Genomic DNA, 18,104 nt, shown 5'->3' on the forward strand with positions numbered 1-18,104 from the left:
TGAAAAAAAGGAGTGCATTTTTAATGAAAAATGCACTCCTTTACTAAACAAATAAATACATTTAATTGTGTGAAATAAGGGGATTCAAAACCTTACCGCAATTACCATTCACTTTTTATCTACCAAAGTTAAAATGTTCATATCGGCCTCTAATTATTCCGTAAACTCCATATAACATAAGACCAAGTCCAACAATTCCAAGTAACCAAAGGCCATATGGCTGCTTAGCCAGTTCTGACAATGCTCCGCCCAGTCCTTTTGTCTGATTTGGATCTGCAGTTACAGCTGTCTTTATGAAAAAAACACCTATCATTCCCAGTACAATTCCCCGTGATAAAAGTCCGATTTTCCCCGAGTTACGTGCTATTTTAGTTTCATGTTCATTCATTTCAGATACTTTAAATTTCTTCATGAATTTTTCTTTTACTCCACTTAGTATTTCATGAACACCGTATCCAATAATGATTGCTCCTACTAAACCAACTATCCACTGGCCGAACGGCTTCGATAATAGGTTTGCTGAGATCGTTTGTTCAGAACCACCACCCGCATGACCAGCATGAAGGGCCAGCTTAAAGGCGCTAAAAGCCAAACTTCCATAAATTATTGCACTTACTAAATAGGCTGCTCTTGTTATAATTCCTTTTGCGTCATGGCCTTTATTTTCGGGATCCTTTATGGCTTTTATGATCTGCCAAATAATGTAACCTAAAAGCCCAATGCCAATTAGCCAGAGCAAGACTTCACCAAAAGGAACCGCCGCTATCGATTGCAGCACACCATTTGTTCCTGTTACTTTTCCCCCTATACCAAAGGCTGCCATGGCTGCAAGTAGTCCTAACAAAACATACACCGTTCCCTTTGCCATGTACCCAAAGCGTCCAAAGCGCCGTATCCATGGTTTCAACTCATGATTCGCTTTCGAAACCTTTTGCTTCGCTTGCTCCTTCGTTAATGAAACGCTCACCGTCAACACTACTTCCGTAAGTTATTTACTACTTACTGAATTCCCCTTTCAAAGGTATAAGAAACCTGATTTCAATTCTTTCTAGAAGGTGATAAATAAAAAAGGCAGGTCATGCGTTGGTAATTCAAAAAAAAAGGCTCTGTTATTATTTAATATTGATAATGTGTAAAATTTAAAGGAAGCCCTAATAAATAGGGTTTCGGTTTCCTCTATTCTTTTTTCAACTAACGTCCCCGTTGAAAAGTATGTTGCTTTAAAAAAAATCATATAACCCGTTGGCGAAATAATCATAATCATCGTTATCAATTATCTTACCTCCATAGCCTTCAAAAAAGAGTTGTTTATCTATTTCATTTTCAAAGGCATTTGGTTTAGGGCGAATAGCTAAAGATACGTCACATCGTGGGTCACCATAAGCTCCACTACTCCAATCGATGACTCCAGTAATTACTCCAGTTGAAACCATAACATTATCAATCGTAAAATCTCCGTGAATAAGAGTTTGTTTATATTCTTTTGGTTTCTTTACTTTCAATCTTTCTAATAACTCTTTAGTACCGTCAACCTCGTAATTATTGAAGTTATACTTGGCTTGATATAACATTTGGTCAAGCCACGGTTGTTCAATAATAAGTTCATCGGGACACGGAGTTGAATGAAAAATTTTAAAAAACTGATAAATTTATCCAAAATAGGAAATCTGATGTGTAAAAGTTACGGTTGAAACAAAGGAGGATTCTTTTACTGGTTGGGTTGAAGAGTCCAAGGTTATTAAGTTTAAGTTAGAAGGTAAGCCGGTTGATAAATAAGGAAAAAAAACAACTCAAAGAAAAGTATGAGCTGCCAAATTGTTTTGACAATAATTGAAAATTAACATGGAATATTAAGCTACTATTATTAAACTAAGAATAGAGGATTCATTTATGTATAGAAAATGTAATACGTGCTCATTTATTTCTAAATTCAATAAAAATGAGGAATTAAAATGCAAGCAATGCGGTAGCGCAGATGAGTTGACTATATATCCAGTTCAAGCTGCTGTAGACTTCTTAGAAAGAGTGGACACTAACATCTACGATTTGGATGATCCAGACGTTCTAATTGATTTGTACAATTTTGAAGGTTTTGAAACAACATCTCTATTTTTGTGTACTGCATATGAAGTCTTGCTTGAGACATTAATCTCCGATGAATTAAATCAATAAAATTACCTAATTATGTTTCTGAATTACTTTTAAATTCTAATCAAGGTCAGGAAAAAATGGGCAGACTTTTCGCCAAGTTGGTAGGTGAAAAATCAATAAAGGCAGTGTTTAGACTCATTTGCTCCGAGGATTTTCATGATAAGATAAAGGAGATTATAGGCGCAAGGAATTCATACATTCATGGTAATCCTCGAGCTTTTAAAGATTCAGATTTAGAGGCTGAAGACTTAAAGATTATTGCTAATTCAATGATGGACATCATTGTAATATTGAATAATTCTTTTGTTAACAAAGAACATAAATTATCCAGTTGAAAAGCCTAATTAATTTAAATATATATAAGAACAATTAGTTACCTAAATATAAAGCCTGTATCTTAGATTACCAAGTAATCATTGATACAGGCTTTTTTTACTTTTTCTTATAGAACTAACGCACCCGTTTGTTTAAGTACAAAGCTTCACAAGCTTTGAGTTCAATCTTCCTTTTTTATTAATGTCTCAAATACCTAAAAAGCACCCCAAAAAAGTGGGGCTGAAAATAACAGTAACATTTCTATTCGATTTTAATCTTCAATCTTAAACCAGGGACCTGAAGCTTGAATGAAATTCCAAAGTTTTTCTGGAAGCTCAAGCTCGCTTACTTTTGAAGTCTTAATCGCTGTCTCAATTTCAGCTTCTTTTCCATTCTGAATCTTTTCTACCCAGTCTGGATTCATGATTAATGTCTGACCAACTGCTGCTAGGGATAGACCCTTATCTAATGCGGATGCAACATCATTAGCAGTTACCATAGAACCCGCAGCCATTACAGGAACTCTGTCGTTTACATGTTCAACAATTAATTCAAGCCGTGTTTTTCCATCTTCAATGCCTCGTGGTTTTGAAGATACATCATCAAGCGAAACATGGATGTAATCCAAACCCTGTTCAACCAGACGGTCAAATAATTCATAGGCATCTTCCATCCCATAACCGCCATTTTCTTCGGGTGATATTCTATACCCTAAAATAAACGGCTTTGTTGCGTGATTCTTAATCACATTTTTCATTTCCTGAATGACTGCCAATGGGAAACGCAAGCGATTTTCTAGAGAGCCACCCCATTCATCCTCACGTCTATTGAAGAAAGGAGAGAAGAAGTTTTGAAGTAAAAATCCGTGTGCACCATGAATTTCAACACCATCAAAACCAGCTTCAATAGCTCGTCTGGTTGTTTCTCCAAAAGCATGAATCACTTCTATTATTTCATCATGTGAAAGTTCTCTAGGTAAAACTGAAGGAGCAAATGCAGTAGCTTCAGTCTCTACAGCACTGGAACTAACCACCTCACCATTTGGAGTTAAAGATGGCAGTGCTTTGTTGCCTGCATGAAATATTTGAAGCAACGCAGGAGCTCCTCCACTTTTCGCCGCATCCGCCAATTTTCGTAGACTTGGAATAAATTTATCATCATAAGCTGCGAATTCATGCGTAAAACCTATACCGTTTGGTTGAACATGAGTACATCCTGTGATAACAAGTCCTACTCCATTGACTCTTTTTTTATAATATTTTACTTCTTCATCTGAAACGGTGTAATCATCATTACTGCTCCAAGTTGTCATTGGTGCCATAACGACTCTATTTTTTATGGTGATACCATTTTTAAATGTAAATGATTCAAATAAGTTGCTATATTTTGTGTTCATTTTTTAACCTCTTTCTTGTTCTAGTTAGTTTTGCACTATTTTGTAAAGGTGAATCAAATGGTGCAAGAATAGGTTAATCCTTAGAGAGCACTCTAAGGCAAGTGTTTTTTATTTTTATTTTTTCGATTACGAGTTTTTTCAAAAAGACGCAAATGGAAAAACAACTGGTTGTTTAATTTTTAGAGAAACAGTCTCCTAATTCATTTTCATAAAAATTAATTTTATTATCCAGATGTTCTAAACTTTGACGAAGCTTCTCAAATTCTTCCACTACTTTTTTTCGATGATTTTTAAGTAAAGCTAACCGTTCTTCCATTGTTTCATCCCCAACATGCCCCCACATGGCAAATTGTTTCATGTCTTTTAGAGACATCCCCGTATTTTTTAGGTGGAGCAATGATTCAATCCATAATTTATTTTCATCAGTGTAGATTCTGAAATTGTTATCGTCTCTGTTTACTTTTATTAAGCCTTCCTTTTCATAAAACCTCATTGTATGTTCACTTAACCCAACAATTTTAGAAAATTCTCCAATAGAATATGTCAATATAATCGCCTCCATTAAATCTGATATGTCTATATCTTCTTTCATTTTAAATTTTTGACACAAAGTAAGTGTAATACTTAGAGTTTACTCTAAGTCCAAAATTATTAATTCTTCTGCCCGTTTTGAGGTGCTTTCCCAAAGTTATAACCAAAATGACAGTTGCTTTAACTTCGATATTGACATACAAAAAATCAAAACTCGCCACAGGTATATTGGCGAGTTTCCTTTACTATATTTTCCGATTCCTTATTCAACTAAACTGCCCCGTTAGTTGCATAAGAAAAAGCTGCCTTAAAGACAGCTCTGATCTTCAGCTAACGCACCCGTTAGTTTTAGTACAATCCTTCACAAGGCTTTCAATAGACAACTGGGTACCCATCTCTTATAGCTCTAACTATGACTTCATAATCCTCCATACCATACTTTTGGGCGATTTGAGCCAAAGAATAGGCCAGTTCATTCCGTTGTTCTTCTTCTATCGGCACATGGACTTTAATCGTTTTGTTATCTGGATTGACTCCGAGCGCTATAATAGCATATTCATTAATTACCTTATTGCTTTCTTCCATGAATGCTCGGCTCTGCTCTTCCCTTTTCTGATTGTCTAAGTAATCATAGACTAAAAAAAGTATAAACGCGGCCATCAGCACACCTAAACCTAGAAAAACTCGTTTTTTTAATTTCTTCACTTTATATCTCCTTGTCAAAATTCTGTCTCTTTTACATCCTTTTTAACTTTATCATATTTATCTACATATGGAACTATCTGGTATTAGGATGATCAAAAGCGACATAAAATAGGCTTTTCTCTTATGAAACTAAACTGCCCGTTAGCCATCGCTACTTTAAAGACAACTCTGATTTTCAGCTAACGCACCCGTTGGTTCATTAAGAAAAGCGAAACTTCTTCAAGAATCGCGCCCGATTGTTGAAGATTATTGCTTAGAACTTATTCAAAATAAGCACTCTTTAGTTAGTTTGTTGATTGGTCATTTTATGATTAACATATAAATAGATTACAATGCCGCCAAATGTGACAATGGTTGATAGTATTAATTGTGTATCTGGATTAACATTTATGTAATTAAAAAGAAAATCTGGTAATACGAGCAGAGCCAAAATAATAAGCACAACCCATGTCTTTGTCCATAATGAAACTCCAATTAAAAAGCTAAGTGTCAATATCACAGTAATAATTGTTCCGATACTACCAAAATGGAATGTAGGAGTTTCTATAAGTCGATTTAAATAAAATAATCCTACAAATAGAACTATTGGTAACAAGCCAATCAAATAATAAAGTGCATATTCTTTTGCTCTTGATAAGCTATTTGCAGCAACGTATTTAAAAACACTTCCTATTGCAATGATAAAAATTAAGCTAACAATAACAGATCCGATGATTTCAAATAGGGAGTACGACAGATGTCCTTTGACAGCATCTGTTAAGACTAAAAAGGAGAGAGCACCAAATATAATCATTAACATGTATTTAAATATGTTTCTTGTGTTTGTGGTCATCTCATTCGATAACTGCTTCATATATTGTTTAGGTGACTCTCCGACAATATGATCTACTGTTTTTCCTCTCGCTTCAGCCTCAATTAAATGATCTTCTAATTCTTCAACAATTGCATTAATTTCCTCTTCCCCTTTGCCATTGGAAAATAGATAAAGCCGTAGGTTTCTAAAAATGATTGGCTTTTTTTTGATAAATCTTGCTTAATAATCACTATACTCTCATCCCCTTAACGTAATTAATTTCATTTCATACGTAAAACTGAGTTTACGGTACTTTGGAGCTTATCCCATCTGCTAATAAATTGCTGTAATTCCTCTTCTCCTTTTTGAGTAAGTGAATAATACTTTCGTTTTGGACCGGCAGTAGATTTTTTTAAGGTTGATGTAACCAGTTCTTCTTTTTGCATCCGTATAAGAAGGGGATAAATCGTCCCTTCACTAAAGGAATCAAAGCCATATTGCTCAAGTTTTTTTGCAAGTTCATACCCATAAACTTCTTTCTCATGGATGATTGCTAATATACATCCATCTATAATGCCCTTTAACATTTGAGTTGTAGACAAAAAGTGTTCACCTCTTCATTACTCTTGCATTGCAAGGTATTAAAAATATGATACCACCCAATATCTTGCAATGCAAGATATTGGTAAACAAAAAAAACGTTTAAACTTCATATTCAAGCCTGCTTATCATACATTTTATGCCGTTTCACTTAAATAATCCCCATATATTAACTACTTCGACATCCTTCCAAAAGTAGGTACTTATTCAATTAACCTGCCCCCTTAGTTCGAATCGAGTATTGTTTCCTCAATAGCTTGCTCTTGTTCTTTATTCATGGATTTCCCCCTTTTTGAAATTCCTTACCATTGTATTAGTTGATTAGTCACTTTGTGCCTATACCTAAGCACTAGTAAACTCGAGTGTAGAGGTAGATATGCAGAGCTAATACAGATTTAAACATTTCAGTCGATTAATGCATTTTCATGACAATTACCTTGCAATTCCTTTCATCGGTTCAACACAATCGTTATCCTTATTTAATCCACAAATACACGACCTTTAAGGTAACGAGTGGAGCGAAATCCCTATAGTTCACTACATATGAATTAAAGTATTCCCTTCCCCATAACCGTCAAATCCCAAGACAGCACAATCAGAATACATATGGGTGATTGACTCCTCCGCAATTCGTTCAATTTACAGTTGCCGGACAGGATACAGCTTGTATTGATCAAGTACTTTGTTATATTCCAGAGGATCAATTTGACTGCCCTGTAGACTATTTCAATCAAAAATTTCTGCGTAAAACACAAAAAAAACTACCTGTCGGGGGGAGTTTTTTTCTGCTACGTGATTGGATTCTATGAGCTGATGCCTCACAGCGTATTGAGTAGTTTACTCAATATATAAAATCTTAATCATTATAGATAAAGAAAAAACTAGCTTACTATTGAAATGAATCTAAAAAGTTAGATACTTTTTTTATTAAGACCATTTTTCAATTTTGAATGCAACTTGATGAAACTGCGGAACTGTTAGAAAACGATAATTATTTTCCAATAAATATTTAATGATTTTAGGTAATGCCGTAACGATTTGGTCTCTAGGTCCACTACCGTATTGATCCCCATCATGCATTACAATGAGACTGTTTTTTTGGATTCCTGAAATGACATTATTTTGTATACCCAAAGGAGATTTTTCATACCAATCTCCACTATCTACATTCCACAATACAGAAGTCATCCTAAATTTTTTAATAGCATCAGTATTTTTATCATTTATTGAACTATAAGGAGGGCGAAACAGATTTGGAGAACAGCCTATTATTTTCATAATCTGAATATTTGTCGAATTAATTTCTTTCCACAATTCATTCTCTGAAAGGGTTGTTATGTCAGGGTGACTCCATGTATGATTGCCAATGATATGCTTTTCTCTATGAATTCTTTGTATCACATCTGGGAATTTTTTTACCTCGGAACCAACAACAAAAAATGTTGCAGGTATATTATATCTTTTTAGAATATCTAAAATGGAGACTGTATAAGCTGACGGTCCATCATCAAAAGTTAGAGCAACATACTTAGGTGGATTTTGATTCATACTTTCACTTCTTTTCTATAATAATTAAAGATATTAATTATATGAATCAATTTCATAATAGGTGAATCAATAGAAATACACGAATTAGATTTATGAAAATACATTAATATCCTATTTTATCCAAATGATTAAACTAATTTACTTTATTATGTTCGTCTATATCAATAAAATTGTGACTTATGAAATTGACTCACATGTAAAAATCCCTTGAGTTGTATAATTTAAGGGATTTCTAGTGCAAGATAATTCTTACGACGATTATTGATTAAAGTGAATGTCTATTATGTTAACTACATTGGATTACCTAATATGATTAGCATAGGGGTTGTAAATTCCCAATCACAGGGTTGCTGCGGCATCCTTTTTTTATGGAACTATCCTGCCCCGATAGTTCCATAAGAAAAGAGCTGCCTTAAAGACAGCTCCGATCTTAAGCAAACGCACCCGTTAGTTCATAAAGGATTATTGTACAGTTGACACAAACTGTGAGGAAGTAAAAAAAAAGAGCCTGCAAAAGCAACGGCTCAAAGTTTAACATCCTCAGATATTCGATCATATATCTTAGATAAATAATTAATTAGTTCAATTAAATCATTTTCGTTGTGAAACTTATTTTCATGGTAGTTCATCAAGAAAAAGCTGCCATAAAGACAGCTCCGATTTTCAGGTAAAGCACTCGTTAGTGGAATAGAGCACGAAAAGGAGGTGACCAAAGGTCATCCTCCTTCCAATTATAACCGAATCTCAAATTGTTCCTTTCTCTTCTGCTCCAAACTAGCGATAAAGGAACGCATCAGCTTCATGGAAAACTGAAAGATCGGGCTTTGAATAAAGGTATATGCAAACGTCATAATAAACACTGGACCTCCAAGGATGAACCCGATAATCAAGATGAGGCTCTCGACAACGATTCTTGCCCAACTGATCGATAACCCGGTTTTTTCCGAAACGGAAAGCATGAAACCATCCCTGGGACCTGCCCCAATTCCCGCAGCCACATAAATTCCCCCGCCAATTCCGGTTATGATGATACCCGTCAACAATATGAGTATATTCAACCACCAATGCTCTGTTTCATGAGGAAGAATGTTGAGATGCAAAAAGAAATCCATGATCGGGCCGATTGACAAGGCATTTAGAAAGGTACCAATATTAATATACTTCCTATCCACGACAAAGACGATTAACACAAGTACTAAACCACACATGACACTCCACGTCCCAATTGTGAAACCGAACCACTCGAACAGGGCGACGTTTAAAACCTCCCAAGGATGCAGCCCCAAGGATTGAACATTCACCGCAATCGCATTCCCTAATCCAAAGAAAGTTAATCCAAGAAAAAAAATAAAATACCGTAATAGCCGCAATGCCATCTCTTCCCCTCTACACCTTTTATATCCATCTACTATAGATGAAGCAGGTTAAATGAACTTTAGATGATCTATCCAAATCAAAAGTTGTTACCAAATGATTAACAGTGAAGTACATAATGACGTACCTAAGGGTGGTAGGTACTCTAAATCCTATTTATGTTTTCAACTAACCTGCCTCAACTAACCTGCCCCTTTAGTTCATTAAAAAAAGAGCTGCCGAAGCAACTCCCTTATTGAAGTAAAGCACGCGTTAGTGCCATAAGAAAAAGGTTACCTCAGCAGGTTGAAATCATTTTTAATATTCACAAAAATAAACGGGACTATATACCAATTCAGAAAATTCCAATGAAATAATCAGATAGCCACCCTTATCGCCAGTTGCCGTTCAAGTTTTCTTTTTACTCGCTGGAGAGCATTATCAATGGACTTTACATGCGTGTTTAGTTCTTCAGAAATTTCCACATATGATTGTCCATCCATATATAAGGTCAACACACTTCTTTCCAAATCACTAAGCAATTCTGATATTTTAAGTTCTATATCATTAGCTTTTTCTTGGTTAATGAACAATGCTTCCGGATTCGTTATTTTTTCTCCGGATATCCTATCCATAAGCGTATAGTTTGATTCTTCATCATAAAGAGGCTTATCCAGAGAAACATACGAGTTTAGAGGTACATGCTTTTGACGAGTAGCCGTTTTGATCGCGGTTATAATCTGTCTGGTGATACAAAGTTCAGCAAAAGCTTTAAAAGAGGCCACCTTGTCCTCTCTAAAGTCACGAATAGCTTTATATAGACCAATCATTCCCTCTTGAACAAGATCTTCTTTATCTGCACCAACTAAAAAATATGATCTTGTCTTCGCGCGAACAAAATTCTGATATTTATTAATTAAAAAAGCCAATGACTCACTATCTCCACTATGAACCATCTTTACTAAAACTTTATCTTCTAATTTAGCATAATTTTCAATCGGCTGTACTCCGATGTTTACACTCACTCATATCCCTCCGCCAAATTGAGTTATGATGCTTTTTAATAAACTGATAGATTGGGAAACTAGCGCTTGTTTAATCCACTTTAATATCTCTTGATCTTTTCTAAAATTATAAAGGACAACAAATGAAAACGCTGTCGAAATATGAAACAATTAAAAATGCTATAAATCTAAGATAAAGATATAAGCATTTTTGTTAAGATTCTTTTCTGCTAAAGGATGGCTTTATGGATGGTTGAAAAAGATGGGAAACTTTTTGACCACCCCCAAAATTATATTCGAATATATGAAGCGAACCACGAAAGAATGGAAATCCTGTAAAAAGACAATAAAGTTATTTAATTTTAAAACCTAAAACAAGCATAACCCCGTCTAAAATATAGTTGTTTAATTTTGGATATAAGATACTTCACTGTAATCAAAAATATTGAAATAAAGTCATTTAAAAATCTAAGGTTTATTCAATAATAGCGCCCAATTGTTGAAGATCATTAATCAACTAACGCACCCGTTAGTTTAAGTACAAACCTTCACAATCTTGCTAACCTGCCACGTTAGCTTAACAATGAAAACAAACTACAATACAAATATCATAGAAGCCATAACTAAAAATGGAAATAAAACGAGTAGCAATATTAATACTCCTGTCTTCCAATTATTTTTTAATTGAAGTAATTCCTTCTTAGCCTTTTCCTTATTTTTAAGCGACCATATAATAATTCCGACCCAATAAATTGCTAAAAATATATAACTTGAAGTATCCATAAAATGACCTCTTATAACAATTTTCCGTAATAAATGCTTAACAATCATTCTTTCACAAATCTGCCCCGTTTGTTCAATAAGAAAGGCGATCCTTTCATATTAAAGGATTGCACCCTATAGATAATTAACGAAGTGAGTTAGTAGTCTTTTTTTTTAATCCTTTAATTGTTGTATAAATAGGATATAACAATAACAAACCTCCAAATTGCAATATCCCATATTCTTCATTAGGAAGATATTTATCTAATAAATCATTCAAAAATAGATTTCCTGTTATGATGAAGAACAGACCTGATGTGAAAAATATTAAAGACGTGTTGAAAAATCTTTTTGTTTTAAATTTCTTGTCCTTAAAACCATTTATTAAGCCTAAAACCACAGACAAAACAAGCAAATCAGTGATATCCATACGCCTTACCCTTCTTTTTTACTTTCAGCATAAGCGAAAAAACATCTATTTCATATATGAAAACATTTCCATCTTATTAAACTAACCTGCCCCGTTATTTGCATAAAGAAAAAGCTGCCTTAAAGACAGCTCCGAACTTCAGCTAACGCACACGTTAGTTCATTAAGGATTATCTTCTTTTCAGAAAAAACCTTGGTGGAGGACCATATGACTGTTCTGCTTCAAAGTAGGCGAGTTTTCCAGGGATACACGAGATTATTGAGGGAAATCCTTCACCGACTGCCACCTCTAAAGCCGAAGTTAAAGACATATGCTTTCCATCGATAGAATCATTCCAAGACATTACGTAACAATCATTACCAGCACCTTGTTTTTTCAATAGATTTTCTATTTCTTCTGGGTCAGAATTAGGCTTTGGTATTTCAATCATAAATTCCTCCCTGAGTGTAGTTAAGTAATTATGATTTAATCTACCTATTGCATCCATTCGTTTTTTTGCCGAAAAAAGTTCGAACAAAACTCTTTGTTGGATTCTTTTATTAAAAAAAGATTTAACAATTATATCTTCAAATTCTTTATCCATTTCAGCCCCTCCCACAACTTAATTTTACCAAAAAAACCAAATATTTAAGGGAATTCGTCTTCAACTATTCTGCCCCTTTAGCTCCATAAAAAAAGCTGTAAACTGCCCCAATCAATCTATGTTCTATAACTAATGCGACCCGTTGAAGAACAAATCTAGTTTTTACTTTTTCGACTATAATAAAAAGAAATGAGAAGATAAGTACCATAGAGGCAAGATATAAAAAATGTTATAAGTTCTAAATTAACTGTTCCAGTCTTAAACCAAATAGTTAACGCAGCTAAAATGACTGCTATAAGGCAGGCGATAAAACCTTGAGTATGTGGTTTCAACATCAAAACCTCCTGTCCTGTTCTTAAAGGCTTACCTTAACCTATATTAGCTTATTTTTCTATTCTCCTATATGGAAATGATTCACAATATCCCTCAACTAACCTGCACTGTTAGTTCATTAATATGTCTATCCCCATTCCACAAAACAATATCGTTAGGATGAACCAAAATATATATTCTCTTTTTTTAACAATATAGTTTTCAATTCCTATTAGAAGGGTGATTATTCCTGCAATTAGTCTTAAAATTCCAGAGTAAAAGTAATCTATACTGTCATAAGTTTGGAAATATAATATTATTGCAAAGAGTGTCAATGCCCACTGTATAAACAGAATAGGTTTATTTCTATCATCCCAAAATTCTTTTCTCAAAAAAGAAAGCATTATTTTATCTCCTCAATCTAAATCAAAGTCTACTCATATTATAAACTGTAATGAACTACCCCGCCCCGATAGTTACATAAAGAAAAAGCTGCCTTAAGACAGCTCCGATCTTCGGCTTCAGCTAACGCACCGGTTAGTTTAACTAGATTACATTTTATTAGTTCCATTTCTATACGGATATAGCACTGTATCGACCCAACTACGAAACATTACATAGGCTTGTTCGTCTGTTTTTACATTACCTAAAAATACCCCCATAAAGTCATCATAATAACGTTCCTTAGCTCCAAATAATGTGTTAAACTCCTTTTCATTTTCAAAATCATCGAAAAATATATCCATTGTCTTATCTTGTCTTTCCCAAGCAATGGCCTCGATATAAGGAGTAAACTCGTTTTGGAAATTGTCTATATGTAGGTGGTTACCTGTATAATTTTCATTGTCAAAATATCCGTAATCATTCATATCTAAGCCTCCTAAATGAAATACCAGATTATTGTACCTTTTGTTCAACTATCCTGCCCCGTTAGTTCCATAAAGAAAAAGCTGCCTTAAAGACAGCTCTGATCTTAAGCTAAAGTACCGGTTAATTGAATAATTCTTCATCTCTGTATGCGTGAGACCAATGATACGGCTGGACTTCTTCTAAGGTTTTAAAAATTAATTGTTTCTCTTCATTAGTTACTGCGACTTTTACATCCCTTCCCCAATAAAATAATCTTTCTTGACAGACCCCACAAGGAGTTAATACTTTAAATTCTTGGTTTTCATCATCTCTTACAACGCAAATTGAATGAGTAATTTTTGTGTTAAATTTATGTGCTTCCAAAATCGCACCTGTTTCTATACATAACTCTGTTGAAGCATTTATGACCTCTGGTGATACACTTGTCAATATTTCACCATTGATAGTGTACATTGCTGCTGCTCCACCCCAGCCAGTAGGGTATCTTTTTTCTATAAGTTCTTTCGCTACTTGATATAAATTTTGTTCAATATTCACTCTTTTCCCCCTACTTTTATTCTCATTCAAATATCCAAATTAATTGTAACATCTTAAATCGTTCTTCAACTAACCTGCCCCGTTAGTGCCATAAGAAAAGGAGTGCCGCAGCATCCTCCTTGTTAAACCCAAACACAGTTAGACTTTATTATAAATGTACGAATTCAAACGTTCTTAATTTTTAGCATGATTTTCATTTTAAAAAACATACTAAAAATAATGTCTATAAAAGGAGGATTTAAAATGAAGAAAAGTATTCTGTGTTATATATTTGCCTTTTCAATAGTCCTAGGCATGAATATGAGTACCATAACAGCCCTAGCTCAGAGTCCAGAAGAATTAAAGTCCGTAACTTCAGATACTGAAACAACAGAATTTTGGGAAATTTCAACAGAAAGAAGCTCAAAACAATCGGAGGAACCTAAAGTATATTCGTATTACAATTTAAAACTACAAAATAACAGCAAAAGAGAGCTTTCAAATGTAATGCTTGAAGGGTATAGGACTAGTGAGAAAAATCAAACTAAATTAGCTCTATTTACACCAGTCAATATAGGTACATTACCAAATAATGGGGATTTCACATTTGATAATTTTTTATTATCTACAAATGCAAAGGAAGCTGAATTTGTGGTTTCTTGGGAAGAGAAAGGGAGGAAAATCAAGCAAAACTTTGTCTTTAATACAAACAATAATCTTATGGAAATTCAATAGGGGAATTTTTTGCGAATATGGTAATTATCAAGACCTAAATCGTAAAAAGTGATACATATTAGCCATGTATGATAAGTATCACCTTTATTATCCGTAAACAATTTACACATTAGTCCATTTCCTTAATGAACTAACCTGCCCCGTTAGGTCATTAAGGAAAAGCTTGTTTCAGCGACCCTAATTTTAAATCCTCTACCAGTGGTTTAAATAGGTAAATTTAAATTTTCTATCAATGAGTCATTAAATTCTGGAGAATGTTCAATGAAAAATGTATAATTATCCCTATTTAAAAATAGTTTCTTAGAGTCTAAAAAAGAGTTATCAATTTTTTTGGATAGGTCATTAATAAACCTTTTATTGGGTGTGCCGAATGTCACCACCATCTTTGCTGGTAATGCCTTCATAGCAATAGGAATCCAAGGTCTTTGTTTTGAAACAACTATTGCATGTGCTGTTCCACTTATTACGAAGTTAAACATATCTTGATCTTTTTCCGTTTTCATTCCCAAGTCACTTTTCAACCAATCTCGAAAATTCGGGACCGAATCCACAGGAAATCCAATCTCTCTTAAATACATTGTTTTTAACATACCGGATGTGATTATTTGATTCTCATTTACATAATCATGTGCAATGATTTCGAGTAGGTGACCATCTCCATCACGAAAATATAAATTTTTTCTCCCATTCGTTTCGTCGATAAACTGACCATGTTCTTGTCTTAAAATTAATAATCCAGATTGTTGAACAAAAGATGCTACTTCGTCAAATTGAGAATATGGAACTTGAAAAGCAAAGTGCGCTGGAGGAATAGGTTCATACGCTTCTTTAAAACTTAATGTCGTAAATGGCGTAAGCTGAAACCGAATAAAATCTTTAGATTCAGATACAATGGGGAGCTGCAGGCGATTAGCGTAACATTGTTTTACACCTTCTATAGATACTGTTATTAATTCTAAATCTGAAAAATGAGTAATCAACTTCTTTCCCCCTAATATAACTGCTTCTTATAAACTAGTTCTCTGCACTTACTATTTTTTACTAATTTTACTCTTTATGCAACTATCCTGCCCCGTTAGTGCCATAAGAAAAAGCTGCCTTAAAGACAGCTCCGAACATCAGCTAACGCACCCGTGAGTTCATTAGTAAAGTTCTATTCAAATAATGTAACTTTTGGGTCTATCCCATAACAATGAACAAGCATAGAGTGTAATTGGCCTCTGTGATGATAAACGTGAGCTACGATTTCTAACAACCATTCATATCGTGAGTATGTAACACCCCAGTAAGAAGTAATTTCCTCTTGAAGTTCGACTTCTGTAAAATTCATAAATTTATCTTCTAAAAATTGATGATTTTTTATCAATGCTTCTTTCATCTCACTTAGACTCTTATATGAAACATTTGAATAAAATTTTTTCATCGTGTCTTGAGATACCCCATCTGAAATAAGCGAATCAGCTTCACAAATAATAGCAATGTGTTCTAACAGCTCTCCTATGGAATGCTTATTGGGTGTAGGTCTTTTTTGTAAGTCATTTTCTTCTAACTTTTCTATCATCTCAACAATTGTCGATACAGCGACTTTAATTTGATGCAATGCACTCTTACAATATGTATTCATCTTATCCTCCTTTACTTCAATAAATAAGAATATAATTTCATATTTCATTTTAGCTTAATCCTTAGTCAACTATCCTGCCCCTTTAGTTCCATAAGAAAAGAGCTGCCTTAAAGACAGCTCCGATCTTCAGCTAACGCACCTGATCCATTATTACCATATATTTTTAATTTGTACTTAAAGATAAAATATAATAGTAGGGATTATCAATCCTTACTATCTTTACTCATAATATTCATGTGTCTTTAACTTATAGGGTCTTTTTCTTGTTTTCTCTTTTAACTAGTAGGTATATCATTACCCCGTAAAAAGTTAGGATGCCCATTACCTTTGTTGACGTCACCACCATAGCACTTGCAATAGCTAAGAACATCTGCAATAAAACCAATTCCATAAAAAAAACCCCCTAATTTTAGTTAGAAAAAGTGCCCCTACCTTTAATGCCGCGCGAGTTACCGTTTTCGCGCAACCTACTAAATAATAGGCACGACATCAAAAAGTCGCGCACTCTCTACACCCCTATAGAGTGATATGGATACAGCAAAGGGGTAAATGGATGTTCGTAAAATATTTTTTAACTTTAACGAACGTAAATACCGGCTGTTTTGAGAAGAAGCTCCACCGTTCGAGAAAGTCTACTTTTACGAACGATAGCAACAATGCTATACCTGTAGCTTTGAAATGAAGTTTGATTAAATTAACGTTATAAACATTGATACAAGCGCAAATAGAAAAAGCGTGTTTTGAAAAATAATTAATCAAAACACGCTTTTTCTATTTACCATTTATTGATCCTAGATAGAATGAGGTTTGCGATAATATTTCATTTGCGTAAACTTCGTTATTTTCATCAATAAGTAGATGAAAACGCAGCTCATGACCCATATGGTGTCCCTTTTTTTTTGCAGCTTGAGCAAATTTACCAACATTTGAACGAACGTGATTTTCAAATTGTCGTATTCTTTTAGTATAGAAATCTACCTCTGTGCCTATTTGAACACTTGTTTTTGCAGTAGTTAATCCCATCCCAGGAGGTGCATAAACTACTCCAGGTTCTACTTCAATTAATGATAGGACACCTGATTTTCTGAAAGAAGCAATATTGTCGTCTGTTAGTTTACTATTTTGCTTATGTACTCCTTTTAATCTGAAATTTTCAATTGAATCAGGCCAATTTCGGTGAATAACTTTGATCATTTTTTGTTTCGTGAATGAATGATGGTCCATTACATCGATTAAATAAGCATTTGATTTATCAAATCGTGCAAATAAAACTAGACCTGTCCTTTTTATATAGCCATCTGATTCTACCTTTTCCCCAAGGTGTAGGTGGTGAATTCCCCAATCGTTAAGTAAATCATCGTTATAATCTAAATCCTTCAATTTTCGGCTGAGGTGGGGCCATATATGCTCACCTTTAATAATTTTTTCTTCGAGAAGTTTTAATCCATTAAGATGCTTTTGAGGACACGTAAATTCATTTGATTTATAAACTCTTCTTATTTGAGGTAAAACATTTCTTCTAATCCAATTAAAGTAATTGTAGCTTATTTCTTGCAAATCCAAATTTTCATCAATTTTATAGCCTAATGTCTCTAGTTGCATCTTTAGGTATCTTTTCCAATCCTCTGAAAAATTTATATGAACCTGGTAATTAAATGGCATTTTATCAATTCCTTCACTTATTTAACTAACAATTATCAAACTGGTAAAGCAACCATAATTAACAGGGTCCTGCAAAGATTCCGAATGGTTAACGCTATACCGTAAAAAGTAAAAAAGCCCAGCCTATTACAGGCTAAACAGATTTACCGCAAGATTAATCAAAACATGCCCTTAAAATATTTAATTGGATTATTCTTTTATAAAAAAGATTGAT

The 18,104-nt window shown here is 34.0% G+C and carries 21 protein-coding genes; 1 reads left to right on the forward strand and 20 read right to left on the reverse strand.

What is annotated here, in order from left to right; all coding sequences use genetic code 11:
* Positions 1-115: 115 nt before the first annotated feature.
* The 16 genes from ACFVS1_RS12505 to ACFVS1_RS12580 all read right to left on the reverse strand — a co-directional run bounded on the left by ACFVS1_RS12505 (position 116) and on the right by ACFVS1_RS12580 (position 13,890).
* Positions 116-967 carry a DUF1206 domain-containing protein gene (locus tag ACFVS1_RS12505; RefSeq protein WP_387547788.1) on the reverse strand — a complete coding sequence of 284 codons (852 nt, stop codon included), beginning with the start codon at positions 965-967 and terminating at the stop codon, positions 116-118.
* A gap of 253 nt (positions 968-1,220) precedes the next feature.
* Positions 1,221-1,571: a phosphotransferase family protein gene (locus ACFVS1_RS12510; RefSeq protein ID WP_387547791.1), complete on the reverse strand. Its 351-nt coding sequence runs from the start codon at positions 1,569-1,571 to the stop codon at positions 1,221-1,223.
* Between the two features lie 1,166 nt (positions 1,572-2,737).
* Complete coding sequence (locus tag ACFVS1_RS12515) at positions 2,738-3,862, reverse strand: NADH-dependent flavin oxidoreductase (protein WP_387547794.1); 1,125 nt, start codon at positions 3,860-3,862, stop codon at positions 2,738-2,740.
* Between the two features lie 172 nt (positions 3,863-4,034).
* Positions 4,035-4,409, reverse strand: a complete 375-nt coding sequence (locus ACFVS1_RS12520; RefSeq protein WP_387547797.1) for a MerR family transcriptional regulator — start codon at positions 4,407-4,409, stop codon at positions 4,035-4,037.
* Positions 4,410-4,765: 356 nt separating this feature from the next.
* Positions 4,766-5,098 (reverse strand): YolC/YozM family protein, encoded by a 333-nt coding sequence (locus ACFVS1_RS12525; protein WP_252270610.1) that lies wholly within the window; start codon positions 5,096-5,098, stop codon positions 4,766-4,768.
* A gap of 280 nt (positions 5,099-5,378) precedes the next feature.
* A complete protein-coding gene (locus ACFVS1_RS12530) occupies positions 5,379-6,122 on the reverse strand; it encodes a DUF1129 family protein (RefSeq protein ID WP_387549336.1) in 744 nt (247 codons plus the stop codon).
* Positions 6,123-6,172: 50 nt separating this feature from the next.
* Complete coding sequence (locus tag ACFVS1_RS12535; protein WP_063596962.1) at positions 6,173-6,493, reverse strand: PadR family transcriptional regulator; 321 nt, start codon at positions 6,491-6,493, stop codon at positions 6,173-6,175.
* Between the two features lie 925 nt (positions 6,494-7,418).
* Positions 7,419-8,039, reverse strand: coding sequence for a polysaccharide deacetylase family protein (locus ACFVS1_RS12540; RefSeq protein WP_387547801.1), 621 nt, complete (start codon positions 8,037-8,039; stop codon positions 7,419-7,421).
* 731 nt (positions 8,040-8,770) lie between these two features.
* Positions 8,771-9,415 carry a YczE/YyaS/YitT family protein gene (locus ACFVS1_RS12545; RefSeq protein WP_252270614.1) on the reverse strand — a complete coding sequence of 215 codons (645 nt, stop codon included), beginning with the start codon at positions 9,413-9,415 and terminating at the stop codon, positions 8,771-8,773.
* 354 nt (positions 9,416-9,769) lie between these two features.
* Complete coding sequence (gene sigH / locus ACFVS1_RS12550) at positions 9,770-10,417, reverse strand: RNA polymerase sporulation sigma factor SigH (protein WP_387547804.1); 648 nt, start codon at positions 10,415-10,417, stop codon at positions 9,770-9,772.
* A gap of 573 nt (positions 10,418-10,990) precedes the next feature.
* Positions 10,991-11,179, reverse strand: coding sequence for a hypothetical protein (locus tag ACFVS1_RS12555; protein ID WP_387547807.1), 189 nt, complete (start codon positions 11,177-11,179; stop codon positions 10,991-10,993).
* A gap of 124 nt (positions 11,180-11,303) precedes the next feature.
* Positions 11,304-11,588, reverse strand: coding sequence for a hypothetical protein (locus ACFVS1_RS12560; RefSeq protein ID WP_387547810.1), 285 nt, complete (start codon positions 11,586-11,588; stop codon positions 11,304-11,306).
* 169 nt (positions 11,589-11,757) lie between these two features.
* On the reverse strand, positions 11,758-12,171 hold the full coding sequence (locus ACFVS1_RS12565) for a hypothetical protein (protein ID WP_387547813.1): 414 nt from the start codon (positions 12,169-12,171) through the stop codon (positions 11,758-11,760).
* Positions 12,172-12,614: 443 nt separating this feature from the next.
* The gene (locus tag ACFVS1_RS12570; RefSeq protein WP_387547815.1) at positions 12,615-12,887 is read right to left on the reverse strand and encodes a hypothetical protein; all 273 of its coding nucleotides are present in this window, start codon (positions 12,885-12,887) and stop codon (positions 12,615-12,617) included.
* Positions 12,888-13,034: 147 nt separating this feature from the next.
* Entirely contained in the window at positions 13,035-13,352 is a 318-nt protein-coding gene (locus ACFVS1_RS12575) for a hypothetical protein (RefSeq protein ID WP_387547818.1), read from the reverse strand.
* Positions 13,353-13,473: 121 nt separating this feature from the next.
* Positions 13,474-13,890, reverse strand: a complete 417-nt coding sequence (locus ACFVS1_RS12580; protein WP_387547821.1) for a cytidine deaminase — start codon at positions 13,888-13,890, stop codon at positions 13,474-13,476.
* A gap of 243 nt (positions 13,891-14,133) precedes the next feature.
* Here ACFVS1_RS12580 and ACFVS1_RS12585 point away from each other — a divergent pair, with 243 nt between their 5' ends.
* Positions 14,134-14,604 (forward strand): hypothetical protein, encoded by a 471-nt coding sequence (locus ACFVS1_RS12585; protein ID WP_387547824.1) that lies wholly within the window; start codon positions 14,134-14,136, stop codon positions 14,602-14,604.
* Between the two features lie 203 nt (positions 14,605-14,807).
* On the opposite strand, the gene ACFVS1_RS12590 is transcribed toward ACFVS1_RS12585, so the two are convergent.
* The 4 genes from ACFVS1_RS12590 to ACFVS1_RS12605 form a co-directional block, all read right to left on the reverse strand.
* Positions 14,808-15,584, reverse strand: coding sequence for a VOC family protein (locus tag ACFVS1_RS12590; RefSeq protein WP_387547826.1), 777 nt, complete (start codon positions 15,582-15,584; stop codon positions 14,808-14,810).
* Between the two features lie 173 nt (positions 15,585-15,757).
* Complete coding sequence (locus ACFVS1_RS12595; protein ID WP_387549338.1) at positions 15,758-16,228, reverse strand: DinB family protein; 471 nt, start codon at positions 16,226-16,228, stop codon at positions 15,758-15,760.
* A gap of 247 nt (positions 16,229-16,475) precedes the next feature.
* Positions 16,476-16,619: a hypothetical protein gene (locus ACFVS1_RS12600; protein ID WP_387547829.1), complete on the reverse strand. Its 144-nt coding sequence runs from the start codon at positions 16,617-16,619 to the stop codon at positions 16,476-16,478.
* A 380-nt stretch (positions 16,620-16,999) separates the two neighbouring features.
* Complete coding sequence (locus ACFVS1_RS12605) at positions 17,000-17,890, reverse strand: hypothetical protein (protein ID WP_387547831.1); 891 nt, start codon at positions 17,888-17,890, stop codon at positions 17,000-17,002.
* Positions 17,891-18,104: the final 214 nt, after the last annotated feature.

This window comes from Peribacillus sp. NPDC058075 (assembly GCF_042885195.1).
In the GTDB taxonomy this organism is placed as follows: Bacteria; Bacillota; Bacilli; order Bacillales; family DSM-1321; genus Peribacillus.

What these genes read in the sequence shown, in the direction of transcription:
- ACFVS1_RS12605 (WP_387547831.1), bottom strand. Translation starts at nt 17,890, where the DNA reads ATGCCATTTAATTACCAGGTTCATATAAATTTTTCAGAGGATTGGAAA.
- ACFVS1_RS12575 (WP_387547818.1), bottom strand. Translation starts at nt 13,352, where the DNA reads ATGAATGATTACGGATATTTTGACAATGAAAATTATACAGGTAACCAC.
- ACFVS1_RS12585 (WP_387547824.1), top strand. Translation starts at nt 14,134, where the DNA reads ATGAAGAAAAGTATTCTGTGTTATATATTTGCCTTTTCAATAGTCCTA.
- ACFVS1_RS12510 (WP_387547791.1), bottom strand. Translation starts at nt 1,571, where the DNA reads ATGTTATATCAAGCCAAGTATAACTTCAATAATTACGAGGTTGACGGT.
- ACFVS1_RS12565 (WP_387547813.1), bottom strand. Translation starts at nt 12,171, where the DNA reads ATGGATAAAGAATTTGAAGATATAATTGTTAAATCTTTTTTTAATAAA.
- ACFVS1_RS12570 (WP_387547815.1), bottom strand. Translation starts at nt 12,887, where the DNA reads ATGCTTTCTTTTTTGAGAAAAGAATTTTGGGATGATAGAAATAAACCT.
- ACFVS1_RS12545 (WP_252270614.1), bottom strand. Translation starts at nt 9,415, where the DNA reads ATGGCATTGCGGCTATTACGGTATTTTATTTTTTTTCTTGGATTAACT.
- ACFVS1_RS12595 (WP_387549338.1), bottom strand. Translation starts at nt 16,228, where the DNA reads ATGAATACATATTGTAAGAGTGCATTGCATCAAATTAAAGTCGCTGTA.
- ACFVS1_RS12540 (WP_387547801.1), bottom strand. Translation starts at nt 8,039, where the DNA reads ATGAATCAAAATCCACCTAAGTATGTTGCTCTAACTTTTGATGATGGA.
- ACFVS1_RS12515 (WP_387547794.1), bottom strand. Translation starts at nt 3,862, where the DNA reads ATGAACACAAAATATAGCAACTTATTTGAATCATTTACATTTAAAAAT.
- ACFVS1_RS12555 (WP_387547807.1), bottom strand. Translation starts at nt 11,179, where the DNA reads ATGGATACTTCAAGTTATATATTTTTAGCAATTTATTGGGTCGGAATT.
- ACFVS1_RS12600 (WP_387547829.1), bottom strand. Translation starts at nt 16,619, where the DNA reads ATGGAATTGGTTTTATTGCAGATGTTCTTAGCTATTGCAAGTGCTATG.
- ACFVS1_RS12560 (WP_387547810.1), bottom strand. Translation starts at nt 11,588, where the DNA reads ATGGATATCACTGATTTGCTTGTTTTGTCTGTGGTTTTAGGCTTAATA.